This window comes from Neobacillus drentensis, assembly GCF_036965245.1.
Taxonomy (GTDB): Bacteria; Bacillota; Bacilli; order Bacillales; family Cytobacillaceae; genus Neobacillus; species Neobacillus drentensis_G.
Window position 1 is genome coordinate 54,925 of record NZ_JBALPG010000017.1, and the last position, 24,962, is coordinate 79,886.

23 protein-coding genes and 1 tRNA gene are annotated in these 24,962 nt (G+C 41.9%); 23 read left to right on the forward strand and 1 reads right to left on the reverse strand.

The genetic code is table 11. The features are described 5' to 3' along the window. Positions 1-68 precede the first annotated feature (68 nt). From V7150_RS04445 to V7150_RS04535, 19 genes are all read left to right on the forward strand, one after another. Complete coding sequence (locus tag V7150_RS04445) at positions 69-1,037, forward strand: nucleoside recognition domain-containing protein (RefSeq protein WP_335514034.1); 969 nt, start codon at positions 69-71, stop codon at positions 1,035-1,037. After that, positions 1,006-1,650, forward strand: coding sequence for a pyrophosphatase PpaX (ppaX, locus tag V7150_RS04450; protein WP_335514037.1), 645 nt, complete (start codon positions 1,006-1,008; stop codon positions 1,648-1,650). Before V7150_RS04445 ends, ppaX begins: the two co-directional genes overlap by 32 nt. 5 nt (positions 1,651-1,655) lie before the next feature. After that, a complete protein-coding gene (locus tag V7150_RS04455; RefSeq protein WP_335514038.1) occupies positions 1,656-2,189 on the forward strand; it encodes an acyltransferase in 534 nt (177 codons plus the stop codon). A gap of 295 nt (positions 2,190-2,484) precedes the next feature. Further along, positions 2,485-6,507 (forward strand): bifunctional 2',3'-cyclic-nucleotide 2'-phosphodiesterase/3'-nucleotidase, encoded by a 4,023-nt coding sequence (locus tag V7150_RS04460; RefSeq protein ID WP_335514041.1) that lies wholly within the window; start codon positions 2,485-2,487, stop codon positions 6,505-6,507. A gap of 458 nt (positions 6,508-6,965) precedes the next feature. Beyond that, positions 6,966-8,123: an ATP phosphoribosyltransferase regulatory subunit gene (locus V7150_RS04465; RefSeq protein ID WP_335514043.1), complete on the forward strand. Its 1,158-nt coding sequence runs from the start codon at positions 6,966-6,968 to the stop codon at positions 8,121-8,123. Continuing rightward, positions 8,116-8,739, forward strand: a complete 624-nt coding sequence (gene hisG, locus V7150_RS04470; RefSeq protein ID WP_335514046.1) for an ATP phosphoribosyltransferase — start codon at positions 8,116-8,118, stop codon at positions 8,737-8,739. Before V7150_RS04465 ends, hisG begins: the two co-directional genes overlap by 8 nt. A gap of 15 nt (positions 8,740-8,754) precedes the next feature. Beyond that, on the forward strand, positions 8,755-10,029 hold the full coding sequence (gene hisD, locus V7150_RS04475; RefSeq protein ID WP_335514050.1) for a histidinol dehydrogenase: 1,275 nt from the start codon (positions 8,755-8,757) through the stop codon (positions 10,027-10,029). Between the two features lie 452 nt (positions 10,030-10,481). Then, on the forward strand, positions 10,482-11,069 hold the full coding sequence (gene hisB / locus V7150_RS04480; RefSeq protein ID WP_335514052.1) for an imidazoleglycerol-phosphate dehydratase HisB: 588 nt from the start codon (positions 10,482-10,484) through the stop codon (positions 11,067-11,069). A 143-nt stretch (positions 11,070-11,212) separates the two neighbouring features. After that, complete coding sequence (gene hisH, locus V7150_RS04485; RefSeq protein WP_335514385.1) at positions 11,213-11,839, forward strand: imidazole glycerol phosphate synthase subunit HisH; 627 nt, start codon at positions 11,213-11,215, stop codon at positions 11,837-11,839. Beyond that, complete coding sequence (gene hisA / locus V7150_RS04490; protein WP_335514055.1) at positions 11,836-12,567, forward strand: 1-(5-phosphoribosyl)-5-[(5-phosphoribosylamino)methylideneamino]imidazole-4-carboxamide isomerase; 732 nt, start codon at positions 11,836-11,838, stop codon at positions 12,565-12,567. Before hisH ends, hisA begins: the two co-directional genes overlap by 4 nt. After that, a complete protein-coding gene (gene hisF, locus V7150_RS04495) occupies positions 12,564-13,325 on the forward strand; it encodes an imidazole glycerol phosphate synthase subunit HisF (protein WP_335514058.1) in 762 nt (253 codons plus the stop codon). Before hisA ends, hisF begins: the two co-directional genes overlap by 4 nt. Beyond that, positions 13,322-13,939, forward strand: coding sequence for a bifunctional phosphoribosyl-AMP cyclohydrolase/phosphoribosyl-ATP diphosphatase HisIE (gene hisIE / locus V7150_RS04500; RefSeq protein ID WP_335514062.1), 618 nt, complete (start codon positions 13,322-13,324; stop codon positions 13,937-13,939). The genes hisF and hisIE overlap by 4 nt, the downstream gene beginning before the upstream one ends. Positions 13,940-14,410: 471 nt before the next feature. Continuing rightward, on the forward strand, positions 14,411-15,904 hold the full coding sequence (locus tag V7150_RS04505) for a tetratricopeptide repeat protein (protein WP_335514064.1): 1,494 nt from the start codon (positions 14,411-14,413) through the stop codon (positions 15,902-15,904). Between the two features lie 92 nt (positions 15,905-15,996). Continuing rightward, the gene (gene trxB, locus V7150_RS04510; protein WP_335514067.1) at positions 15,997-16,947 is read left to right on the forward strand and encodes a thioredoxin-disulfide reductase; all 951 of its coding nucleotides are present in this window, start codon (positions 15,997-15,999) and stop codon (positions 16,945-16,947) included. A 325-nt stretch (positions 16,948-17,272) separates the two neighbouring features. Beyond that, positions 17,273-17,731 (forward strand): NUDIX hydrolase, encoded by a 459-nt coding sequence (locus tag V7150_RS04515; RefSeq protein ID WP_335514069.1) that lies wholly within the window; start codon positions 17,273-17,275, stop codon positions 17,729-17,731. 21 nt (positions 17,732-17,752) lie between these two features. Beyond that, positions 17,753-18,646 carry an RNase adapter RapZ gene (gene rapZ / locus V7150_RS04520; RefSeq protein WP_335514072.1) on the forward strand — a complete coding sequence of 298 codons (894 nt, stop codon included), beginning with the start codon at positions 17,753-17,755 and terminating at the stop codon, positions 18,644-18,646. Continuing rightward, positions 18,643-19,629, forward strand: a complete 987-nt coding sequence (locus tag V7150_RS04525; protein ID WP_335514075.1) for a gluconeogenesis factor YvcK family protein — start codon at positions 18,643-18,645, stop codon at positions 19,627-19,629. Before rapZ ends, V7150_RS04525 begins: the two co-directional genes overlap by 4 nt. Before the next feature lie 64 nt (positions 19,630-19,693). Beyond that, positions 19,694-20,653 carry a DNA-binding protein WhiA gene (gene whiA, locus V7150_RS04530; RefSeq protein WP_335514077.1) on the forward strand — a complete coding sequence of 320 codons (960 nt, stop codon included), beginning with the start codon at positions 19,694-19,696 and terminating at the stop codon, positions 20,651-20,653. 53 nt (positions 20,654-20,706) lie between these two features. Further along, positions 20,707-20,964, forward strand: coding sequence for an HPr family phosphocarrier protein (locus V7150_RS04535; protein WP_335514080.1), 258 nt, complete (start codon positions 20,707-20,709; stop codon positions 20,962-20,964). A 236-nt stretch (positions 20,965-21,200) separates the two neighbouring features. Here the strand turns inward: V7150_RS04535 and clpP are convergent, their stop codons facing one another. After that, positions 21,201-21,806: an ATP-dependent Clp endopeptidase proteolytic subunit ClpP gene (clpP, locus tag V7150_RS04540; RefSeq protein WP_283920150.1), complete on the reverse strand. Its 606-nt coding sequence runs from the start codon at positions 21,804-21,806 to the stop codon at positions 21,201-21,203. 203 nt (positions 21,807-22,009) lie between these two features. Between clpP and V7150_RS04545 the strand changes: the two genes are divergently transcribed. The 4 genes from V7150_RS04545 (at position 22,010) to V7150_RS04560 (ending at position 24,933) form a co-directional block, all read left to right on the forward strand. Continuing rightward, positions 22,010-22,081 (forward strand) — tRNA-Arg (locus V7150_RS04545). 101 nt (positions 22,082-22,182) lie between these two features. Beyond that, entirely contained in the window at positions 22,183-23,505 is a 1,323-nt protein-coding gene (rpoN, locus tag V7150_RS04550) for an RNA polymerase factor sigma-54 (protein ID WP_335514082.1), read from the forward strand. 14 nt (positions 23,506-23,519) lie between these two features. Beyond that, complete coding sequence (locus tag V7150_RS04555) at positions 23,520-23,777, forward strand: glutaredoxin family protein (RefSeq protein WP_335514085.1); 258 nt, start codon at positions 23,520-23,522, stop codon at positions 23,775-23,777. Positions 23,778-23,910: 133 nt separating this feature from the next. Further along, a complete protein-coding gene (locus V7150_RS04560) occupies positions 23,911-24,933 on the forward strand; it encodes a sugar-binding transcriptional regulator (protein ID WP_335514087.1) in 1,023 nt (340 codons plus the stop codon). The last annotated feature ends 29 nt before the right edge of the window (positions 24,934-24,962 follow it).

Genomic DNA, 24,962 nt, shown 5'->3' on the forward strand with positions numbered 1-24,962 from the left:
TACAATAATAGCCACAAATCATGCAGGATTGTAGAAATGAAATAGAATTAATGAAGGGAAATTAGGGGATGCTATTAAGCTCATCGAAAAAGGGATTACTGGTTGGTTTTAAAACGACATGGACTCTAGGGAAAATAATTTTTCCGGTTACACTGATTGTGGCAGTGCTGCAATATACACCAGTTTTGCCATGGGTGATAAAAATGATTTCCCCGCTTATGAAGCTGCTTGGATTGTCCGGAGATGCCGCCATTCCGCTAGTACTCGGGAATTTCCTCAACCTCTATGCAGCGATTGGTGCGATTCTCACGCTTGATTTTTCGGTAAAAGAAGTGTTTATTTTAGCCGTGATGCTGTCCTTTTCACATAATTTATTTATTGAATCAGGCGTTGCAATGAAAGCCGGCGTGAAGCTGTGGGTCGTTCTGGTCACAAGACCGGGACTTGCCCTCCTTTCTGCAGTCGTAATTAATCTTGTTTGGCATGGGGGCAGTGAGACTGCAAAGTATGGCTTGATCCAGCAGAGCACGTCACAGGCAGATGGTGGTGCTGAGATTTTGCTTGAGGCAATTCAAAAAGCTGGCCTTGGGATTTTACAGCTTGCGATGATTGTCATCCCGCTCATGATTGTGATTCAAATATTAAAAGACTTACAATGGTTAAATAAATTTTCCAAAACGATGGCTCCGATCACGAGAACGCTTGGTATGAAGGAAAATACCTCAACCACGATGGCCGCCGGGTTATTATTTGGCCTGGCATATGGTGCGGGAGTGATGATCCAGGCCGTGAAAGAAGATGGAGTCAGTAAAAAGGATATTACGCTAGCATTTATTTTTCTAATGGCCTGCCATGCGGTTGTCGAGGATACATTAATCTTTGTCCCGCTCGGCATCCCGGTACTGCCGCTGTTTTTAATCCGTCTGGGTGTTGCAATTTTGTTAACTTTATTGGTAGGTACGATTTGGAAACGCTCGGGGCTAGTAAAAAGAAAGGATGCATCCTATGAACAACAAAATTACGACAATTCTCTTTGATTTAGATGGGACGTTAATCGATACGAATGAATTAATTATTTCAACTTATTTGCATACGCTTGAAAAATATTTTCCTGCCAAGTATAGCCGCGAGGATGTTTTGCCGTTTATGGGTCCGACCCTTCATGAAGCATTTAGTTCGGTTGATCCGGATCGTGTTGAAGAGATGATAATGGAATATCGTACATTTAATCTCGCAAACCATGATGCACTCGTGAAAGAATTTGAAGGTGTGTTTGATACAGTTCAAACTTTATACGAAAAAGGCTACAAACTCGGAATTGTCACCACGAAACGTCACGATGTCGCCTTGAAGGGATTACGCCTGACGAATCTTGATCGCTTTTTTGGGATGGTAGTTGCACTCGACCATGTGACAAAGGTAAAACCTGATCCCGAACCTATTTTAAATGCGCTAGAGCAGTTAGATGCTAAACCTTCGGAAACAATCATGGTCGGCGATAATTACCATGATATTTTAGCCGGGAAAAATGCCGGCACAAAAACGGCTGGCGTCTCATGGTCAATCAAAGGCAGAGACTACATTGCAAAATACGAACCAGACTACATCCTTGATCACATGCATGACTTATTAAAAATCCTCGGAGAGTGAGTAATATGAGGAATACGACTCGTTACCCGGTCACTGGAGCCAACTCCTTATGGCATGTCTACAAGACCGTGCCTTTTTGGAAGGTTGTTAAAAATTTTATTGTGATTCAGATGGCGCGTTACACGCCATTTTTAGGGATGAAGAATTGGCTATATCGTACTTTCCTTAAGATGAAGGTCGGTGAGCAAACATCCTTCGCCTTAATGGTCATGCTGGATGTCATGTTTCCGGAAAAAATCAGCGTTGGCCGTAACACGGTCATTGGTTACAACACGACCATCCTTGCCCATGAGTATTTAATTAAAGAATACCGCCTTGGGCCCGTTGTGATTGGCAGTGAAGTGATGATCGGCGCCAACTCCACGATCCTTCCGGGCGTCACTATTGGCGATGGGGCGATTGTATCGGCTGGCACTCTGGTCCATAAGGACGTTCCTCCCGGTTGCTTCGTAGGAGGTAACCCGATGAAGGTCATCTATTCGAAGGAAGAACTAAAGAAACGCTGGGATGATGACCCGATTTATCAAGTGAAAGAGTAGGCTGGTCTATTTTGACCAGGCCTTTTTTTATTTTTGTAAAAAATAGGAACTTAAATAGTAAAAATAGCACATTTTTGTTCTTAAATTAGAACGGTATAATTGTAGTGCATCTATACTAAAAGATTCAGTCCCTATTCAAAGAGTAGCTTGCGGCAAGTTTTTAATAGAACAATAAGCTATTAAAAATTTGTCGTTTTTTGCTGAATCTTACGTAAAGGGGAGGATGATTTCTACATATTTTCATGAGATTTGTCCTAAGTAGAAAGAATAATTCGAGGGGATAGGTGAAAGGCGTATGAAGAAAAAGAAGAGTTTTGTAAAGTTTAGTAAACTAGCTGCTTCAGCTTTAATACTTAGTACTATTTTAACACCAGCCATTCCTTATAATGTGAAAGCGGAGGAAACAGGAAACACCGCTACTCTCCGTATCTTAGAAACTACTGATCTTCATTCGAATATCATGCCATATGATTATTATAAGGATACTGCTACGGGAATTAATTATGGACTAGCAAAAACCGCCACTTTAATACAGCAGGCAAGATCGGAAGTTAGCAACTCGATGCTGTTTGATGCTGGAGATTTGATTCAAGGGAATCCGCTTGCGGATTATGTCAATAGAATTAAACCGTTAGGAAAGGATGATACCCATCCAATTTTGAGAGCTATGAATTACTTAGAATATGATGGAGGAATTGTCGGCAACCATGAGTTTAACTACGGTTTGGACTACTTAGACAATGTTCTTGAAGAAGCAAAGTTCCCAATTGTCAACGCTAATATATACAAAGATGATAAAGACGACAATCCTGATAATGATGTAAATTACTTTACTCCTTATAAAATTATCAACAAAACGATTAAAGATGCTAGTGGTAATGAGTCGACCATTAAGGTTGGGGTGATTGGTTTTGCTCCACCGCAGATTATGCAATGGGACAAGGATAATTTGACCGGCAAAGTAATTACGAAGGATATTGTAAAACAAGCAAATAAATTTATTCCGGAAATGAAAGCTAAAGGTGCTGACGTGATTGTCGCGATTGCCCACTCTGGCTGTGACATTGCTGAAGAAGGGAAAGAAGAAGCAGAAAATGCTGTTTATGATTTAACAAAGGTTCCTGGTATCGATGCAATGCTTTTTGGACATGCTCACTTAAACTTCCCTGGTGACGCTTCCTTTAATGACAAAACTGGCATTGACAATACCAATGGAAAAATCAACGGCACGCAAGCAGTTGAAGCAGGCTATTGGGGAAATAATTTAGGCGTTCTTGACTTAGCCCTAGTTCAAGACGCAAACGGAAAATGGACGGTTGATAAGTCAAAATCTAAATCTGTTAACCGCCCAGTAACAGCTAATACGGCTTTGGACACCACCATCGTTGAAGATGTAAAAGCTGAGCATGAAGGAACCCTTGCCTATGTTCGTGGAAAAATTGGCGAAACGACTATTCCTATGCATAGTTTCTTCTCACGGGTTATGGACGATCCATCCGTTCAAATCGTAAACAATGCCCAAATTGATTATGTGAATAAATGGATTGACACGAAAGCTCCAGAACTAAAGGATCTGCCGGTCATCTCTGCTGCAGCTCCTTTCAAAGGCGGCCGTGGAGGTGTCGGTGACTTCACGAATATCACGAAGGGTGAGCTTTCGATTAAGAGTGCCAATGATTTGTACTTATTCAATAATACGTTAAAAGCTGTTAAACTAACCGGTGCTCAAGTAAGAGAATGGTTAGAAATGTCTGCAGCACAATTCAAGAAAATTGATCCAAATATTGAGGGCAACCAGGAATTATTGGATTACGATTTCCGCCCATACAATTATGACGTCATTGACGGGATTAAATACCAAATTGATGTGACAAAAGATCCTAGATACAACTGGGCAAATGGCGCACTTTTAGACCCGGCTTCCCATCGGATTATTAATTTTACAATGATGGACGGTACGCCAATTGCAGACAATCAGGAATTTATTATAGCTACCAATAACTACCGTGCAAGCGGCGGCGGCGGCTTCCCACCATTAGTCGGTGGAAAAGCGAAGGTTGTCATTGATTCGCCATATGAAAACCGACAAATTTTAATGGATTATATCAGTGCTCAAGGTACAGTTAATCCGGTGGCGGATAATAACTGGAAAATTGCTCCTGTCGGAGGCAAAGCAACCTTAACCTTTAACTCTTCACCTGCTGCTAAAGTCTACCTTGGTCAAACGCCAAATGTAAGGGATTTAGGGGCATCGACAACAAAAGCAGGCTATGAAACCTATCAACTTGATCAAACCGTCCATGTTCAATTACTAGGGATTAACGACTTGCACGGCCAATTAGACTATAAAACTACTGTTTCTGGCAAACCTGCCGGAGGCATTGAATATTTAGCAGGTTATTTAAAGGAAAGGGAAGCAACAAATACTTCCAACACTTTAATGGTTCAAGCCGGCGATGCAGTGGGTGCAAGCCGTCCGGTATCCGCGTTATTACAGGATGAGCCCACCATTCGTTTCTTAAATGAACTTGGTTTTGATGTAGGTACAATCGGAAACCACGAATTTGATGAAGGCGTAGATGAAATGATGCGCTTAATAAATGGCGGCGCTCATCCGAAAACAGTTGACAAGTATGGTGAGTTTGAAGGCGCGGCCTTCCCATATGTGGCCGCAAACGTTGTAAAAGAATCAACGGGTGAATTAATTTTACCTCCATACGTGGTTAAAGAAGTTGACGGAGTCAATATCGGTTTTATCGGTGTGGTGACAACGGAAACACCAAATATTGTTACGGCAAGCGGTGTGGCAGGAGTTAAATTCACGAATGAAACGGAAGCGATTAACAAGTATGCGGCAGAATTAAAAAAGAAAGGCATTAAATCTATCGTTGTTCTTGCTCATAACCCCGGGACTTCAGCAGCAGACGGCTCAAATCCAACAGGAAATGTTGTCGATATTGCTAAAGCAGTGGATGATGAAGTTGACGTAATCTTTGGTGCTCACGACCATAGATATTTGAATTCTACTGTAGACGGAAAATTGCTTGTTCAGTCTTATTCCTATGGAACGGCCTTCTCTGATGTGGATTTAACCATTGACCCTGTTACAAAAGATATCATCACTAAAAAAGCTGAGATCGTGACGACCTTCCAAGATGATGCCCATCTTGATGCAAAAATTAAAGAAGAACTTGTTCAGTATCAAGTAGATGTTGCTCCAATCACTAGTGCGATAGTAGGCGAAGCGGCTGCAGCGATTTCCCGCACAGCAAATGCAGCAGGCGAAATGCCTCTAGGTAACCTGATTGCTGATGGGATGCGTGCAGCAACAGGAACACAGTTTGCCTTTATGAATGCAGGCGGTGTCCGTGATGAGATAAAAAAAGCAGGCCAGATTACGTGGGGAGATTTGTACGCGATTCAGCCATTCGGTAATGATATCGTGACAATGAATATCACTGGTGATCAAGTAAGAACATTATTAAATCAGCAGTTTCAGGCTGACAGAAATCGGATCATGCAAATTTCCGGTTTAAAGTATACCTGGACAAATAATTTACCTATCGGGCAAAAGGTTTTAGATATTTACCTTCCAAACGGTTCAAAAATTGATCCTAAAGGCGTGTACTCTATAACGGTCAATAACTTCATGGCTGACGGCGGCGATGGGTTCGTGGTTCTGAAACAAGGAACAAATCGAGCTACTTGGATGTCAGATTTAGATGCATTTGTTAATTATGTAAAATCCTTTACTGGACCAATTTCGGCTCAGATTGAAGGCAGAATTTTAATTGACACGGTTGCACCTGCAGCTCCAGCTGTGAACGAAGTAACTGATCAATCAACAAAAGTAACTGGTAAAACAGAAGACGGAGCAAAGGTTGAGGTCAAAGCAAATGATCAAGTTCTCGGCTCGGTTTCAGCTAATGGCGATGGCACGTTTACGCTTAGTATCTCTCCATTGAAAGCAGGAACAGAAGTATCAGTAACAGCTACTGACCTTGCTGGTAATAAGAGTGCAGAAACAAGAGTAGTTGTAAAAGATGTTACGGCTCCAACCGCTCCAGAAGTTGGTCAAATCATTGCCCCAGCTAAGAGCGTTACCGGAAAAGCCGAAGCGGGTTCAACCGTAAATGTATTTGATGGGAAAACACTCCTTGGCACCACTGTTGCTAATCAAGATGGAGTCTTCACGATTCCATTTAAATCAGCACAAACACACGGAGCAGTGTTAACCTTTACAGCGACTGATGCAGCTGGTAATACAAGCAAAGCAGCTTCGGTAACACTTGTTAAAAGCAATCCGAAGTTCTGGTAAAAAGTAATGCTTCACCCCTGAAAATTTTTTTCAGGGGTGTTTTTTATTTTCGTTCAGCCAGTGGAAGCCCAGATTGGCGGAATTCTGGCTCAAGTTGGCGGAAATCCGGTCAAGTTTGGCGGGATAATCCAGAAAGTTGACGGAATCCTCTGGCAAGGGGGTACAACTGAGGCAAAAATACTGGAAACTTGCTAGGAATCATCATAAAAAAGGTAATCTAAAAGGATTTGGCGGAATTACTCGCAAAACCCGCGGGAAAAATTCGAATTCCCGCGCAATAATTCTAAAAGTCCACGGAATTCACCTTCAGAAGTTAACTTAGCCCCTGATACCCGAACATTTTTTCATTGACGAAACTATAACCAAGGAGTAAACTACTTATAATTAACTTTAACTCACTACCAATTTAGCAGACTAAAGCAAAATGAAAAAGGGTGAACAATTTGAGTCGCTTATTTATGTTTGAAAAGCCTTTAGGAATGCGCGATACGCTGCCGGAGTTATATGAAAAGAAACATCGTGTTCGAACAGCAATGGCGGATACGATGTTTCTTTGGGGCTACCAATTTATTGAAACCCCGGCACTTGAATACTATGAAACCGTTGGAGCTGCCTCAGCGATTGTTGACCAGCAACTTTTTAAATTACTCGACAAAGAAGGACATACCCTGGTGCTCAGGCCTGACATGACCACGCCAATCGCCCGGGTAGCTGCGTCAAAGCTTTTAGATGAGGATCTTCCAGTGAGATTAGCTTACTCCGCCAATGTTTTCCGTGCTCAGCAGCGTGAAGGCGGCCGCCCGGCAGAGTTTGAGCAAATTGGTATCGAATGTTTGAATGAAGAGTCCATTTCATGCGATGGCGAAGTCATAGCTTTGTTGATTTCTACTTTAAAACAAGCAGGACTCGCCGAATTCCAAGTGTCGATTGGACATGCTGGCTTTGCCCAGGAACTTTTTGTGCAAATCCTTGGAACAAATTGCCGGGCCAATGAATTACGTAAATTTTTATATGAAAAAAACTATGTCGGCTATCGTGAGCATGTAAATTCACTGCATCTATCATCGATAGATAAACAAAGGCTCCAACAGTTCCTACAATTAAGAGGCGGTGAAGAAGTCATCGGAAAAGCCCTCGACATTATCGAAAATGACAAAGGCAAGCAAGCGATCATTGAGCTGAAAGAGCTTCGGGATGTTGTTAAGGATTATGGTGTAGAGGAATTTGTGAAATTTGATTTTACCATCGTCAGCCATATGAGCTATTATTCCGGCATTTTATTTGAAGCCTATGCCGGGAATGTCGGCTTTCCAATCGGAAATGGCGGCCGCTATAGTTTAATAGAGAAGTTTGGAAAAAAAGCTAGTGCCACCGGATTTGCGGTTCGGATTGACATGCTGCTTGAGGCACTGGGGGACTTCCAGCTTGATAATAAAACTCACTGCATTTTTTTCAGTCAGGAGCGGCGAAAGGAAGCTTTTCGCTTGGCTGATGAAATGCACGAGCAGGGAAAAAAGGTCGTGCTCCAGGATATTACTGGTGTGAAAAACCTTGATGCTTTTACAAAAAGGTTTGCTGAAACTACGTATTTAATCGGAGGACATGTTGATGAGTAACATCCTAACGATTGCCATGCCAAAGGGACGAATTTTTGAAGAAGCTGTTGAATTACTTCGAAAAGCAGGCTATAAGCTTCCGCCGGAATTTGATGATTCGCGAAAATTAATTATTGACGTTGCCGAAGAGGGCTTGCGATTCATTTTAGCAAAGCCGATGGATGTTGCTACATATGTTGAGCATGGTGTGGCCGATGTCGGAATTGCCGGAAAGGACGTTTTGCTTGAGGAGGAGCGCGATGTATACGAACTCCTTGATCTTAAAATCAGCTATTGCTATTTAGCTGTTGCCGGTCTTCCAGATACAAAAATGAACGAGATCGCTCCAAGAATTGCGACAAAATATCCGAACGTTGCCGAAGCTTATTTCCGCGAGCAAGGCGAACAGGTTGAAATCATTAAATTAAACGGGTCTATTGAGCTGGCCCCGTTAATCGGCTTATCCGACCGGATTGTTGATATTGTGTCAACTGGGCGGACCCTGAAGGAAAACGGGCTTGTGGAATATGAAAGAATTATCGGCGTAACATCGCGGTTCATTGTGAATCCAGTTAGTTATCGCATAAAAGACAAACAGATAGATGAATTGGTGACACGTCTTAGTGAAGTAGTTTAAAGGAGGGTGTTATAAATGAAAATTCTAAAAGTAAATGAGCTGGTTTCAATCAAACGCTCAATAGAAGCGGGCACCTCCGAGCAGCAGGCTATTGTGAAAAAAATTATTACTGAAATCCGGGGTCGCGGTGACGAGGCGTTAAGAGAGTTTACGGAAAAATTCGACCGCGTCAATCTTTCTACTTTTTCCGTTACTGAAAAAGAAATTGAGAACGCCTTTGCTGAAGTGGAAGAACAATTGATTACAATTATCCGTGAAGCTGCAGAAAATATCCGCTCCTTTCATGAAAAGCAGCTTCGGCCATCATGGATGACGACAGAAGAGAATGGCACGATTCTTGGTCAAAAAATAACCCCAATAGATTCGGTTGGTGTGTATGTGCCAGGCGGAACGGCGGCCTACCCGTCATCAGTTTTAATGAACGTGATCCCGGCGAGAGTGGCAGGTGTCAAGCGGATCGTGATGGTGTCGCCGCCTGACAGTGGTGGGAAATTGCCTGCGGCAGTCCTCGTCGCAGCAAAAGAAGCCGGTGTTAAAGAAATCTATAAAATTGGCGGGGCACAGGCGATTGCCGCGCTTGCTTATGGGACAGAATCGATTGCCGCTGTTGATAAAATTACCGGCCCCGGAAATATCTTTGTGGCATTGGCAAAACGGGAAGTATTTGGCGATGTCGATATTGATATGATTGCCGGACCGAGCGAGATTGCAGTTTTAGCGGATGAAACAGCAAGAGCAGACGAGGTTGCCGCTGACCTGCTATCACAGGCAGAGCATGACCCGAGAGCCTGCAGTGTCTTGGTTACCCCGTCATTGAGATTGGCGGAAAAGGTGGCCGCGGAAGTCGAAACGCAGTTGGCGTTGCTGCCACGGCGAGAAATTGCTTCACGTTCGATTGCAGATTTCGGAGCCATCTATGTAACTTCTGATCTTGATGAAGCTGTTGAAACGGTGAACCAGTTAGCACCGGAACATCTTGAAATCATTACGGAAAATGCAATGGAGCTTCTCGGGAAAATTCGTCACGCCGGAGCAATTTTTGTTGGCCGTTATAGTTCAGAGCCTGTTGGCGATTATTTTGCCGGCCCGAATCATGTGTTGCCAACAAACGGCACAGCGCGGTTCTCTAGCCCGCTGAACGTGGACGATTTTCAAAAGAAATCTAGCGTGATTGTCTACAGCGAGGGAGCGTTAAGGGAAAATGGCGCAAAAATCGCCGCCTTTGCCCGGAAGGAAGGGCTCGAGGCACACGCCCGGGCAGTGGAAATGAGACTTAAAAACGATAAATAGCATATGGAGGATAAAGACAAAACTCTCCATGGAGTCGGTGACATTGTCTTTAATAGGTGGTCTTAAAGACAAAACGGTCCAAGAATCCGGTAAAAATGTCTTTAATAAGGCCTCTTAAGGACAAAACGGCCGGAGAAAGTGTAAAAAATGTCTTTAATAGGTGGTCTTAAAGACAAAACTCTCCAAGAAGCCGGTAAAAATGTCTTTAATACAGCCTCTTAAAGACAAAACTGCTCCGAAAAGCGGTGAAAATGTCGTTAATAAGTGTTCTTAAGGACAAAACAGCCAGATAAAGGGTAAAAATGTCTTTAATAAGCCTCTTAAGGACAAACCTTTCCGATAGCGAGTCAAAACGGCCCTCTATTAGGTTCACTTAATTAAAAAAATTGTATTTTCAGTTTGGCAGAAATAATGAGTTTTGTTAAAAAGTGAATTTCAAGGAGGTTCCTTATATGGATAGAACAGCAAGCATTGAACGGAATACAAATGAAACAAAAATCCAACTATCGTTAGCAATTGACGGGGATGGCCAGTCCCAACTTGAAACAGGTGTGCCTTTCCTAAGTCATATGCTCGATTTATTCACGAAACATGGCCAATTCAATCTTGCTGTGGATGCCCAAGGTGATATCGAAGTCGATGATCACCATACAACCGAGGATATAGGTATTTGTTTGGGGCAGGCGCTTCGTGATGCACTCGGTGACAAGCGTGGCATTAAGCGTTACGGGAATGCGTTTGTGCCGATGGATGAAGCCTTAGCGCAGGTAGTGGTCGACCTCAGTAACCGCCCGCATCTTGAAATGAGGGCAGAATTCCCTGGTCAAAAGGTAGGTACCTTTGATACCGAGCTAGTGCACGAATTCCTCTGGAAGCTTGCACTAGAGGCACGGATGAACCTCCATGTCATTGTTCACTATGGAAAAAATACACACCACATGATTGAAGCGGTGTTTAAAGCTTTAGGACGGGCACTCGACGAAGCCACAACAATTGACCCTCGCATCAAAGGAGTCCCATCAACAAAAGGAATGCTTTAGAGTGGTGCCTGACACCAATTTCACGTCTGGCACTGTGTAAAGCGGATTAAACTTTTGATAAAATTCGGACGGTGACAGGCACCGCAAATAAAAACGATAAAATTCGAGCGGTGACAATCACCGCCCAAAAAGGTGGTAACAACGTGATTGGGATCGTCGACTACGGTATGGGAAATCTATTCAGCGTGAGTAAGGCGCTCGAACGTTTAAACGCCGATTATTTCATTTCCGCTGATAACAATAAATTACTTCAAGCAGATGCATTGATTCTCCCGGGGGTAGGCTCCTTTCGTGATGCAATGGAACGCTTGCCGGCAGAAACGATAAAGAAATTTGCGGCTACAGGGAAACCGCTGCTCGGCATCTGCCTTGGCATGCAGCTGCTTTTTGAAGAAAGCGAGGAAAATGGTCCTACCGAGGGATTAGGATTATTACCAGGAAGTGTCCGCCGTTTTCCGGGGCGAACCCAGCAGGGTGAATCCTACAAAGTTCCACACATGGGCTGGAACCGCCTAGAGTTTGTCAAAGATTCGCCTTTATTGAAAAATCTCACCGAGGATTACGTCTATTTTGTTCATTCCTACTATGTGGGTGCAGAAAACTCCGATGTACTCCTTGCGAAAACAGACTACCATGAACAAATTTCAGCTGTAGTCGGGAAAGACAATGTCCTAGGGATGCAATTTCACCCTGAAAAAAGCAGCAGGCTTGGGATGGGCCTTCTAAATAACTTTTTACAAATGGTGGAGGAAAGGAAGGCGGTACAATGAGCTTCACTATTTATCCGGCGATTGATATGCGGGGCGGAAATTGCGTCCGCCTCCTCCAAGGGGATTATGAAAAAGAAACAATCTACGGTGATTCACCGTTTAATATAGCTCAAAGCTTTGCTGCGTCCGGCGCCGAATGGATTCACATGGTCGATCTTGATGGGGCAAAGGATGGCAAGCGGGTCAATGACCGATTTGTGATTGAGGCCGCCCAAAAGCTAAGCAACGTAAATATTCAAATAGGCGGCGGCATTCGTTCGGAAGAAGATATCCTCCACTATTTAGAAAATGGCGTCGATCGTGTGATTATTGGAAGTATTGCTGTTGCCAAGCCCGAGTTTGCGATTGAGATGATTAGAAAATACAGGGGAAAAATCACTGTTGGGATTGATGCGAAAAACGGCTTTGTTGCTACACACGGGTGGCTTGATACCTCAAAGCTAAAGGCGGTTGAACTTGGTAAACGTTTTGCAGATGCGGGAGCAGAAACATTTATTTTTACCGATATTGCCACGGATGGTACGCTTGCAGGTCCAAATATTGCAGCTGTTTGTGAAATGGCTGAAGTGACTGGGAAAAATGTCATCGCATCCGGGGGAGTAAGCAGTCTAGCTGACTTAAAAGCTTTATCGGCCGCTGAAGGTATTAGTGGAGCGATTGTTGGAAAAGCACTATATGAAAATCGGTTTACCTTAAAGGAAGCATTGGAAGAGGTGGAACACCAATGACATTAACAAAGCGAATTATTCCCTGCCTTGATGTGAAGGACGGTCGGGTAGTGAAGGGCATTCAATTTGTCCAGCTTCGTGATGCCGGTGACCCCGTTGAACTTGCACGCTTTTACGATGAGCAAGGGGCAGATGAGCTGGTGTTCCTTGATATCTCTGCTTCAGTGGAGGGCAGAAAGACGATGATTGAAGTCGTGAAGGCTGTGGCCTCAGAACTAGCTATCCCGTTTACCGTTGGTGGTGGCATCAATTCACTAGAGGACATGAAGAAAATCCTCCGGGCAGGTGCTGATAAGGTGTCACTGAATACTGCTGCTGTATTGAACCCAGATTTGATCCTTGATGGTGCTGGGTACTTTGGTTCCCAGTGTATCGTTGTCGCAATTGATGCCAAATTTGATCCGGAACTTGGAACGTGGCGCGTTTATACGCATGGCGGCAGAAAACCTACAGAAAAAAAGGCTCTAGAATGGGCGATGGAAGCGGCTAAACTTGGGGCCGGAGAAATTTTATTAACAAGCATGGATTCTGACGGAGAGAAAAACGGGTTTGACCTTGACTTGACTCAGGCGGTTAGCGAAGCTGTCCCTATTCCGGTAATTGCTTCAGGCGGCGCTGGGAATGCCCAACATTTTGGAGATGCATTTTTATCAGGAAAAGCCGATGCTGCCCTCGCAGCCTCAATTTTTCATTATAAAGAAACTAGTGTACATGAAGTAAAAAGTTATTTGAGGGAAAAAGGAGTGAGCATACGATGAATGTTAAATTTGATGAAAAGGGGCTCGTTCCTGCCATTATTCAGGATGCAATGACAAAAGAAGTGTTAACACTTGCCTATATGAACGAGGAATCGCTGGCAAAAACGATTGAAACTGGAGAAACGTGGTTCTATAGCCGCTCACGTCAGGAATTGTGGCATAAGGGAGCGACAAGCGGTAACACGCAGACGGTTGTCAGCATGAACTATGATTGCGACAAAGATGCATTATTGGTGCTTGTTTATCCAAAAGGGCCTGCCTGCCATACTGGAGCCGTAAGCTGTTTTTCAGAACGTGTTATGGAAGGTACCTCTAACTTGGGAGACTATCAGATCTTACAATCGCTTGAAAAAGTGATTATCAATCGTGAGAGGGAGCGGCCCGATGGTGCTTATACAACTTACCTTTTTGAAAAAGGCGTTGATAAGATTTTGAAAAAAGTTGGAGAAGAAGCCGCAGAGGTGATTATTGCAGCTAAAAACCGCGACCATGAGGAACTTAGATGGGAAGCGGCAGATTTGCTTTATCACTTGCAAGTGCTGTTAGTCGAACAAGGACTTCCATTCAAAGAGGTTTTGCGAACACTAGAAGAAAGACACAAAGACCGGTCCTAACGAGGGCCGTTTTTTTGACTGAAAGGAAAAGAACATTTTCCTATCAGGTATAAAGTGAAACATCCTTAAGGCTTGCTAAATCAGCATGTTTTTAGCGTGATTTTAAAGAAAATTTGTTACCTATACATGAATGAAGAGTAAAATTTGCCAGGATTTACTCTAAGCGGCGATTTTAAGTTACCTTTTTTAGATGACATATCATTTACTTTCCACTTTTAGCAATTTACTTTCCAGTTTTGGTAATTTACTTTCCACTTTAAGCAATTTACTGTCCGGTTTTGGCAATTTACTATCCACTTTAAGCAAATTACTGTCCAATTTTTCTAAATTTGCCCTCAGTCCAAACAACTTACCTTATATCCCGTACCCTCCTATGCATAATTTCCACTACCATCAAACTCCAAACCCTTCTCGAATAACCCAAAAATATGATATACTACATAAGTTATGTTGAAATATGTGGAGGACTTCATGGTGAAAGACACGAAGGCAAGAATGCAAAAGGGGAAAATATTATCATTTGTTCCTACGGGGGAATATTATTTCACGAAGGGTTTAAAGGCATACCATCGACGTGATTTTATAAAAGCAAAAAAATATCTTGGGCGGGCGATGCATCTTGAGCCGGGTGAACCGATGATTACATGCCAGTTGGCGATTGTGTCAACAGAACTTGGCGAGTTTGAAAATTCCAATCGACTCTTGCATCTTATCCTTGAAGAGCTTGACCCAGAAATGGCGGAATGCCACTACTTTTTAGCGAATAATTATGCCCACTTGGGATTTTTTAAAGATGCTTATCACCACAGCAAGCTTTATTTACAGCTGGATCCTGATGGTGATTTTTCGGAAGACACAGAGGATTTATTGGATGTGCTCACCTTAGAGGCAGAGGAATTTGAGGATGAGCTCTATCAAGAGGATGATCTCATCATCAAACAAGAGCAGGCTCGTGAACTGTTAGAGTCTGGTTACTTTCCAAAGGCAATCGAGCTATTAAAGGATGTTGTCAAGGATTATCCGGAATACTGGTCTGCCTATAACAATTTAGCACTCGCTTATTTTTATTTAGGTAAAGTGGAAAAAGCGGAAGCGATCCTAGATGATGTGCTGGAGCGAAATCCGGGGAATCTACACGCCTTATGTAATAGACTTGTATTTGCTCAATACCAAGGGCAATCAGAAAGTGCAGCGCAATTGAAGGAATCATTGAAAAAAATTCAACCCCTTCTAAGTGAGTATCAATTTAAGCTGGGGGCTACTTTTGCATTGGTTGGAGAATATGAGCTTGCCTATTTATGGTTGAAAAAGTTATATAAGCATGGTTTTAATGGCGATGGACCATTTTATTATTGGCTTTCCTATTCAGCATATTTCACGGGTCATGAAAACTTTGCAAAAAGCGCTTGGAAAAAGGTGCTCGAAATAAGTCCTGACAAGGAAGGTTTAGAACCGTGGAATGATAAGAATGCACGAACAAACGGATTTGAAGACTTTAAGGGATCTATATTTCAAAAGCTGGAAAGCGATTATGTCGAAGAACGCCTATTTGCCCTTTTCCTGACAAGCGTTTCCAGCAAAAAAGAGGAAATCATCACCTCACACCAGCTATTACAGAATCAGAAATTTACCACATTAGAAAAAGAGTATATTTCGTTAATCAGGTCAGGAAAACCATCGGAGGCAGCAGATGCACAGGAAATAGCAGAGCTTTTTTATGAAAATCATCAGCCGATTGGTACGATTGAAGCCGGCTTGTACTTGATGTGGTTCTCGGTATTTGTTGAAGTCAACAAAACAGGTGTCAGCTTGAAAAATAAACGTGCCTGGGCTGGGGCTGTCGAGTACTTGTGGCACCAGCTTCGAAGCGAAAAAATTTCCCAGCAGGAGATTGCTGCGCGTTACGGGTTATCCTCAGCAACCATAAGCAAATATGTAAAATTAGTGAATAACTATCTAAATTAAGCAGATAAATGGACTATTATATGATTGTTTATTACGATTAAGTAGGGAAAGATAATACTTAATCGTATTTTTTTATATAAGGAGTGACAACCATGGCTGAAGAAAAAATTTATGACGTTATTATTGCCGGTGCTGGTCCTGGGGGGATGACAGCTGCTGTGTATACATCACGCGCAAACCTCTCAACACTCATGATTGAGCGCGGTTTGCCTGGCGGACAGATGGCCAACACTGAGGATGTGGAGAACTATCCGGGATTTGAGAGCATTTTAGGGCCTGATTTATCAACAAAAATGTTTGAGCATGCCAAAAAGTTTGGTGCCGAATATGCCTATGGTGATATTAAGGAAATCGTTAATCACGGCGATTACAAACTTGTTACCGCAGGCACAAAACAATATAAAGCATACTCTGTGATTATTTCAACAGGTGCTGAGTATAAAAAAATAGGCGTACCGGGTGAAAAAGAGCTTGGCGGCCGCGGTGTTTCTTATTGCGCTGTTTGTGATGGGGCATTTTTTAAAGGAAGAGAACTTTATGTTATTGGCGGTGGGGACTCTGCTGTTGAAGAAGGCGTTTATTTAACTCGCTTTGCTTCTAAAGTAACCATTGTTCACAGACGCGATCAGCTTCGGGCACAAAAGATTCTCCAAGACCGTGCTTTTGCAAACGAAAAAGTGGATTTTATATGGAATCACACGATTAAATCAATTAATGACAAAGACGGTAAAGTGGGCAGTGTAACACTTGTCTCGACACAAACTGGTGAAGAGCAAACATTACCAGCAGATGGTGTCTTCATTTATATCGGGATGGTGCCGCTTTCCAAACCATTTGAAAGCCTCGGCATTACCAATGAAAATGGCTATATTGAGACGAACGACCGCATGGAAACAAAAGTGCCTGGGATATTCGCTGCGGGAGATATTCGTGAAAAAACACTACGTCAAATTGTAACGGCAACCGGAGACGGCAGTATTGCGGCTCAAAGTGCCCAGCATTTTGTAGAAGAGCTAAAAGAAGAACTGAAATTAAAGAAGTAGTAATTGTAAAGAGACAATTTACGAAAAAGTAATCCTGTTTTAATTCTTCTGTAACAGTTGTGAAATAAAGATAGGGTATGATAAGAGAAATTGACCCCCTTTTAAAAATATATACCTTTTACTGCACAGGCCCAGCAGCTTGTGCTCTTTTTTTTGTTAAAAGTCTTGCAGCTAGATTCATAAAATATTTAATTTTGTATTCATTGTGACTGTATTCTAAAAATAGTATAATGAAAAGAATATATTGGTTTTTATCGTAGGATATTTTGCATTTTAGCGTAAGCCCGATTATATGGCTTGTGCTTGATTAAGAGGGTGTAAAACCATGCAGCGGGTTACTAATTGTGTATTGATCAGAAATAATCAAATATTGTTGCTGCAGAAACCTCGCCGCGGTTGGTGGGTTGCACCAGGCGGGAAAATGGAGCCGGGTGAGTCGGTTCGAGACTCTTGCATCCGGGAATACCGTGAAGAAACGGGCATCTATTTAAAGAACCCACAATTAAAAGGGATTTTTACGATGATTATGAAGGAAAGCGACGAGCTTCTTTCTGAATGGATGATGTTTACCTTTGTAGCAACCGATTCTGACGGAGTTGATTTAGATGAATCGGAAGAAGGAAAGCTGGCATGGCAGCCGGTTGACCAGATAAAAGGCTTACCAATGGCTGCAGGTGATCTACATATCATTGATTATATGATTCATGGTAAAGGAATTATTTACGGTACTTTTACTTATACAAAAGATTTTGAACTAATTAGTTATCGATTAGATCCGAGTTAAATGATTATAGGGGGAATTGAAATGAGTACCGGTTCGACTAGCGAAACTCAAATGGTCATTATTACTGGAATGTCTGGTGCTGGAAAAACTGTAGCCATTCAAAGCTTTGAAGATTTAGGATTTTTCTGTGTCGATAATCTGCCTCCTACACTGCTGCCAAAATTCCTTGAACTTATGAAGGAATCAGGGAATAAAATGAATAAAGTGGCCCTAGTTATGGACCTTAGAGGAAGAGAATTCTTTGACCATCTCTTTAAAGCGCTCGATGAGCTGGCTGAAACATCCTGGGTGACACCGCAGGTATTATTTTTAGATGCGGATGATTCTACATTAGTACGCAGGTATAAGGAAACAAGGCGGTCACATCCGCTTGCCCATTCAGGGTTACCTCTTGAGGGTATCACGCTTGAAAGAGAACTTCTTGAGGAATTAAAAGGCCGGGCACAATTGATTTATAATACTTCCCAGATGAAACCTCGTGAATTACGTGAAAAGATAATTACGGAATTTACGGCGAATAAACAATTAATCTTTACTGTCAATGTCATGTCCTTTGGCTTTAAGCATGGGATTCCAATCGATGCGGATCTTGTTTTTGATGTACGCTTTTTGCCAAATCCTTTTTATATAGAACATATGCGGCTAAAAACAGGCTTGGATGACGAGGTCTCAAGCTATGTATTAAAATGGAATGAAACACATAAGTTTTTGGAAAAAGTGACGGACTTGCTCAGCTTCATGCTTCCTCATTATAAAAGAGAGGGCAAGGCACAGCTGGTAATTGCAATTGGCTGTACCGGCGGGCAGCATCGTTCTGTTACCTTAGCAGAGTATCTAGGCCGATTTTTCCAAAATGATTATAAGACATGCGTCACTCACCGTGACATTGAGAGGAGAAAGGATAAAACAACATGAAAGAGATAGGACAGCCTCGTATTGTCGTCATAGGCGGGGGAACAGGATTACCAGTTTTATTGCGTGGATTAAAACAGTATCCTGTAGATATCACCGCTATTGTGACAGTCGCAGATGATGGCGGCAGTTCTGGACGCTTGCGCGATGATCTGCATATTCCCCCTCCCGGTGACATACGCAATGTGTTAGCATCACTGTCAGATGTGGAACCGCTTGTTGAGGAAATGTTTCAGCACCGTTTTAAAACGTCGAATGAACTTTCCGGGCACTCGCTTGGAAATTTAATTTTAGCGGCGATGACCTCGATCACTGGAAATTTTGTTCATGCAATACAAGAAATGAGCAAAATCTTAAATGTCCGCGGCAAGGTATTGCCAGCTGCTAATCAGAGTGTGATTTTGCATGCGGAGATGGAGGACGGATCGATTGTTTCAGGGGAATCGAAAATTCCATACTCGGGGAAAAAAATTAAACGGGTTTATTTAACTTCAAAAAGTACAATTCGTCCCTTGCCGGAGTCGATTCAAGCGATTCGTCAAGCGGACTTAATAATTATTGGTCCTGGAAGCTTGTATACAAGTATTCTGCCCAATCTGCTCGTCCCACGTTTAGGTGATGAAGTGTGCCGCTCTAATGCAAAAAAGGTATATATTTGCAACCTGATGACGCAGGCTGGGGAAACCCATGGCTATACAGCGAGCGATCATGTTAAGGCGATTTATGACCATATGAGCTGTGACTTTATTAATACAATCCTCGTGAATAATGAAGAAATTCCACGGCATATCCAGCTCCGCTATAATGAAGAACTGGCTGAACCGGTTCTATATGATGTGCCGCAGCTTTTTAAGCTAGGGCTTGAAGTGGTCCATGCGGATATTGCCTATCAGGAAAATGGTGCTCTTCGGCATGATCCGAAAAAAGTAGCGAAAATTTTATATAATTTGCTTGTCGATGAAACCAAAAAGCGGTATGAAGCGTAGATAGTATTGTACTGTTATAACCGTAAATAAGTTGTACATGTTTTTGAAATTAGGAGGTGAGGGGATGTCTTTCGCTTCGGAGACGAAAAAGGAATTAACGAACTTGGAAGTGAAAACGTGCTGCATTCAAGCTGAGCTATCGGCGCTGATTCGCATGAACGGTTCCCTTTCCTTTTCAAATCGTAAGTTAGTTGTGGATATTCAAACTGAAAATGCTGCGATTGCCAGAAGAATTTATACATTGTTAAAAAAGAGCTACCAAGTGCAGGTAGAGCTCTTAGTTCGTAAAAAAATGCGCCTGAAGAAAAATAACGTCTATATTGTTCGTTTAGCTGAACAGGCAAAGGAAATTCTTGAAGATACGAAAATTTTGGGTGAAGGATTTACCATTATTCATGATATCTCGCCGGAGCTTGTAAAGAAGAAGTGTTGTAAGCGTTCTTATTTACGAGGTGCCTTTCTTGCTGGGGGCTCTGTTAATAATCCGGAAACGTCTTCTTATCATTTAGAAATTTTTTCGCTGTACAAAGAACATAATGATTCTTTATGCGAATTGATGAATACATTTGGTCTTAACAGTAAAACACTTGAGCGTAAAAAAGGCTTTATTACCTATTTAAAGGAAGCTGAGAAAATTACCGAGTTTCTTAATATTATTGGTGCCCATAATGCCTTGCTTCGCTTTGAGGACGTCAGGATTGTCAGGGATATGCGGAACTCCGTTAACCGCTTGGTAAACTGTGAAACCGCCAATCTTAATAAAACGATTGGTGCTTCAATTAGACAAGTGGAAAACATCCGCTTCATCGATTCAACAGTGGGCTTGCAAATTTTGCCCGATAAGCTAAGAGAAATTGCCGAACTCCGTATTCAATATCCGGATGTTACCCTTAAAGAATTAGGGGAAATGGTATCCGGCGGTACCATTAGTAAATCAGGTATCAATCATCGCTTACGAAAAATTGATGAAATCGCTGAGAAGCTACGTGTAGGAGAAATGGCTTCAAAGCATGGAAGTTTGTGAAATAGTGAATTAGTTCAAGGAATATAAGATAAATTATGAGGAGGAATTGTTTAATGTTGGCCAAACAGGTAGAAGTAAAATTGAAAACGGGTCTTCAAGCACGACCAGCAGCCCTTTTTGTGCAGGAAGCAAATCGATTTTCAGCTGATATTTTTCTTGAGAAGGATGGAAAAAAGGTCAATGCCAAAAGTATAATGGGGTTAATGAGCCTTGCTGTTGGCTCAGGAGTCGTAATCAATATTATCGCTGATGGAGTCGATGAGGAAAAAGCCGTCAACGCGTTAACTGATTTTATTGAGAAGGAACATTAATTTGGGGAGGGTTCAGCTTTAGTAGGCTGAACCTTTTTAATTGTGCCCGTAGGGATGGAAAAAGAGCTGCATCGGTAACAAAAAAGAATAATTGTGACCGTGGAAAGGAAAAAAGAGGCGGTTTGGTCACAAAAAACAATAATTGTACCCGAGGAAAAGGAAAAAGGAGCCCGCTTCGGTTACAAAAAGACTCCTAAATAAAAAAGCAACCGGCCAAAAGCCGATTGCTCGTCAAATTATTTTTTTTCAGTTGAAATATTAGGATTACGAGTGATGATATTATCAATCAGACCGTATTCTTTTGCTTTTTCAGCAGTCATAAAGTTATCACGATCAGTATCGCGTTGAATCACTTCAAGCGGCTGGCCTGTGCGCTCTGAAAGAATGCCGTTTAATTTTTCGCGAAGGAAGAGAATTCGTTTTGCTGCAATCTCGATTTCTGTTGCTTGTCCTTGGGCTCCGCCAAGTGGCTGATGGATCATGACTTCAGCGTTAGGCAATGCGAACCGTTTGCCTTTTTCCCCAGCAGCAAGTAAGAATGCACCCATGGAGGCTGCCATACCGATACAAACGGTCGATACATCTGCTTTAATATATTGCATTGTATCAAAAATAGCCATTCCGGCTGTGATACTTCCGCCAGGACTATTGATGTAAAGTGTGATATCTTTTTCAGGATTTTCTGCTTCTAAAAATAATAGTTGTGCTACAATGCTGTTAGCAACATTGTCATCAATAGCACTGCCAAGCATAATAATCCGGTCTTTTAACAGACGGGAATAAATGTCATATGCACGTTCACCGCGGTTTGTTTGTTCAATAACTGTAGGAATCAAATTCATTTTTCTTCCTCCTTTGAATGGAAAAGGTAATAATATATGTATTGTTATCATACACTGATGGTCAATAAAGGTCAAACAATTCGTCTTTAAAATATTCGACAACTTTTCCTCAATCATGATAACCATTCCAGTCATTTTTAAACCTATAATATGCTTGCAAAGTTCGCGAATCTGGCATATAATATGTAAGTCGCTAATATTTAGCGCTCGTGGTGCAACGGATAGCACGTAAGATTCCGGTTCTTAAAATGGGGGTTCGATTCCCTCCGAGCGCGTAACAAAAAACCTCCTGTTTTCTGCAAACAGGGGGTTTTTATTTTTTTCCATACCCCATTTTCAAGTCATCGTGTAAAATAGTAAAAAGGGGGGGAACAGGATGAACTTAAAGGCAGGTTTATGGCAGCAACAAACGTTAAAATTAGCAATGACACAGGAATTGTCGCAGGCTATTGCATTATTGCAATATTCGGCCCAGGAACTGGCTGCTTTTTTAGAAGATAAAGCACTCGAAAATCCCCTATTGAAGATTGAAACAGGCAATGTCAAACCGATGAATCCTCTTATTGACCGTAATCGCCGAGGGCATCAAAAAGCGGAAAAGGACTGGATTGAACAAATTGCTGACAAACCATTTTCACTTGAAGACCATTTAATCTCTCAATTAAAAATAACAAATTTATCGGCGGAGCAGTTAAAAGTGATCCGTCATCTTATACAAAACCTTGATGAAAACGGTTACTTCCTTGGCGATGTCTGTGAAATCGCCCAAAAGCTGCGGGTAGCAGAAGATTTGGTTGAAGATTGTTTAGCTGTGATTCAAACGCTTGAACCCGCTGGAATCGGTGCGAGGAATCTTCAAGAGTGCCTATTGATGCAAATTTATTATGATAATCCCAATAACGAACTTGCTCAAAACATACTTTCAAACTTTTTCGTACCGTTTGCCGAAAAGAAATGGAAGCAAATTGCAAAGGAATTAAAGGTAACCCTAAAGGACATTCAAGATGTATTTGACCAAATTCAATTATTGAATCCAAAGCCAGCGGCTATGTTAGGGAAAGAAACCACTACGTACATTATTCCAGATGCGATTGTAGAGCAATTCTCAGAAAGCTTGACAGTCCGGATGTTTGATGATTCCCTGCCAAGGATCAGCTTTAATGAGAAATATTATAAAAAATTCAAAGATCAAGACCAGGAAGTCAGCCGTTTTCTGCAGGATAAGGTTCAAGATTATCAATGGATTGCAAAAAGTATTGAACAGCGAAGAGAGACACTTACTAAGGTAGTTGCAAAAATCGTTGAAAAACAACCCGCGTTTTTTCAAAAAGGTGCGCAATATTTAGTGCCAATGACAATGAAGGAAGTCGCAGCCGAGCTTGATATTCATGAATCCACCGTCAGCCGTGCTGTCCGCGAAAAATATGTGCAAACACCCATTGGGACATTCGCATTAAAAACATTTTTCACAAGCACGATTCAGACAGTTTCAGCGGATGAAAATACCTCTTCCACTCAAGTGAAGAATGAAATTAGTAAATTAATAGAACAAGAAAACAAAGAAAAGCCGTTATCAGATCAAGAAATTGTGGAACAATTAAAGACGACGGAAGGTATCGTAGTGTCGAGGCGTACGATTGCCAAGTACCGTGATCAGCTGGGAATCCCGTCCTCTTCCAAACGAAAAAGGTTCGCCTAGGAAAGGAATTAACAATGACACAAACGATTATCACTTTATATACACGAAATCGCTGTCCACTTTGTGATAAAGCAAAAGCCGCCATATTGGAGCTGAAAAAGGAAAGCGATTTTGAGCTCAAAGAAATCGATATAGAATCAAGCGATGAATTAATCGAGCGCTATGGATTGATGATTCCGGTTGTTCATCTTGACGGGGAAGAAGTTGGATTTGGCTTTGTTGACAAATTTGACATAAGTAAACGTTTGCAAGAAAAAAACCGAATTAAATAAGTTGAAATAGATATTCACTCCTGCTACAATTAAAAACGTACAAGGGGTGATTTTTTTTAGAGTAGGTGGGACATAATATGTCTATGGTGGACATTTTTAGACCAACTACATAGAATAAAGGAGCATGCGAATCATGCAGTCATTTATCGATATCCAAAAAAGATTATTACCCGATCTCCTCCAAGTCCTGCAAAAAAGATATACCATTCTGCGGAACATAGGATTTATGCAGCCTGTGGGAAGAAGGAGTTTAGCTGTCAGTCTTGGCTTTACAGAGAGAATACTCCGTAGTGAAGTAGACTTCCTCAAAGAGCAAAATCTTATTTACGCAAATAATGTGGGAATGAGTTTAACTACTGAAGGGAAAAATTTGCTCGAAGATTTAGAAGGTTTAATGCGTGAGTTAAAGGGCATTGATGTTATGGAGTTAGAATTAAAGCACCGGCTTGGTATTAAAAAGGTAATCATCGTCCCTGGAGAAAGTGATGAGTCACCAATGGTCAAAGGTGAGTTAGGCAAGGCATGTGCGATTTGCATGAAAAAACTTTTAGACGGGAAAAATATCATCGCTGTTACTGGTGGTTCAACTATGGCTGCGGTGGCAGAAAGATTATCACCTAGTCATCACCACAATGAGTTACTTTTTGTTCCGGCACGTGGCGGAGTCGGTGAAGATGTCGCTAATCAAGCGAATACGATTTGCTCGAATATGGCGAAAAACACTGGTTCTAAACATCGAGTTTTCTACGTTCCTGATCAAGTTAGTTCGGAAATTTATGAATCTTTAATTAAAGAGCCTGAAATTCATGAAGTTTTAGAACTAATTAAATCAGCTAGCATGGTTATCCATGGAATTGGGGATGCTATTACAATGGCTGAGCGGCGAAAAACCAGCTCGGAAATTAAGAAAAAGCTAGAAAACGGGAAGGCTGTCGGCGAAGCATTTGGCTATTATTTTACCGAAGAAGGCGAGATTGTCCACAAGGTATCAACAATTGGACTTCAGCTTGAAGACCTTGCACATATCCCAAATGTCATTGCTGTTGCAGGCGGGGAATCAAAGGCAAAGGCAATCAAAGCATACTTAAAACAAGCACCAGCATTGACGATTTTAATAACTGATGAAGGTGTGGCAAAAAGGTTATTGAAAGGGTAATCCCTTTTAAAAATATACATCTTTACCCA

Coding starts and splice junctions, on each gene's coding strand:
- V7150_RS04465 (WP_335514043.1), top strand. CDS start 6,966: ATGTTTGAAAAGCCTTTAGGAATGCGCGATACGCTGCCGGAGTTATAT.
- hisIE (WP_335514062.1), top strand. CDS start 13,322: ATGAATGTTAAATTTGATGAAAAGGGGCTCGTTCCTGCCATTATTCAG.
- hisA (WP_335514055.1), top strand. CDS start 11,836: ATGAGCTTCACTATTTATCCGGCGATTGATATGCGGGGCGGAAATTGC.
- rapZ (WP_335514072.1), top strand. CDS start 17,753: ATGAGTACCGGTTCGACTAGCGAAACTCAAATGGTCATTATTACTGGA.
- V7150_RS04455 (WP_335514038.1), top strand. CDS start 1,656: ATGAGGAATACGACTCGTTACCCGGTCACTGGAGCCAACTCCTTATGG.
- clpP (WP_283920150.1), bottom strand. CDS start 21,806: ATGAATTTGATTCCTACAGTTATTGAACAAACAAACCGCGGTGAACGT.
- hisG (WP_335514046.1), top strand. CDS start 8,116: ATGAGTAACATCCTAACGATTGCCATGCCAAAGGGACGAATTTTTGAA.
- hisD (WP_335514050.1), top strand. CDS start 8,755: ATGAAAATTCTAAAAGTAAATGAGCTGGTTTCAATCAAACGCTCAATA.
- hisF (WP_335514058.1), top strand. CDS start 12,564: ATGACATTAACAAAGCGAATTATTCCCTGCCTTGATGTGAAGGACGGT.
- trxB (WP_335514067.1), top strand. CDS start 15,997: ATGGCTGAAGAAAAAATTTATGACGTTATTATTGCCGGTGCTGGTCCT.
- rpoN (WP_335514082.1), top strand. CDS start 22,183: ATGAACTTAAAGGCAGGTTTATGGCAGCAACAAACGTTAAAATTAGCA.
- V7150_RS04560 (WP_335514087.1), top strand. CDS start 23,911: ATGCAGTCATTTATCGATATCCAAAAAAGATTATTACCCGATCTCCTC.
- V7150_RS04445 (WP_335514034.1), top strand. CDS start 69: ATGCTATTAAGCTCATCGAAAAAGGGATTACTGGTTGGTTTTAAAACG.
- V7150_RS04555 (WP_335514085.1), top strand. CDS start 23,520: ATGACACAAACGATTATCACTTTATATACACGAAATCGCTGTCCACTT.
- V7150_RS04515 (WP_335514069.1), top strand. CDS start 17,273: ATGCAGCGGGTTACTAATTGTGTATTGATCAGAAATAATCAAATATTG.
- V7150_RS04535 (WP_335514080.1), top strand. CDS start 20,707: ATGTTGGCCAAACAGGTAGAAGTAAAATTGAAAACGGGTCTTCAAGCA.
- ppaX (WP_335514037.1), top strand. CDS start 1,006: ATGAACAACAAAATTACGACAATTCTCTTTGATTTAGATGGGACGTTA.
- V7150_RS04460 (WP_335514041.1), top strand. CDS start 2,485: ATGAAGAAAAAGAAGAGTTTTGTAAAGTTTAGTAAACTAGCTGCTTCA.
- whiA (WP_335514077.1), top strand. CDS start 19,694: ATGTCTTTCGCTTCGGAGACGAAAAAGGAATTAACGAACTTGGAAGTG.
- V7150_RS04505 (WP_335514064.1), top strand. CDS start 14,411: ATGGTGAAAGACACGAAGGCAAGAATGCAAAAGGGGAAAATATTATCA.
- V7150_RS04525 (WP_335514075.1), top strand. CDS start 18,643: ATGAAAGAGATAGGACAGCCTCGTATTGTCGTCATAGGCGGGGGAACA.
- hisB (WP_335514052.1), top strand. CDS start 10,482: ATGGATAGAACAGCAAGCATTGAACGGAATACAAATGAAACAAAAATC.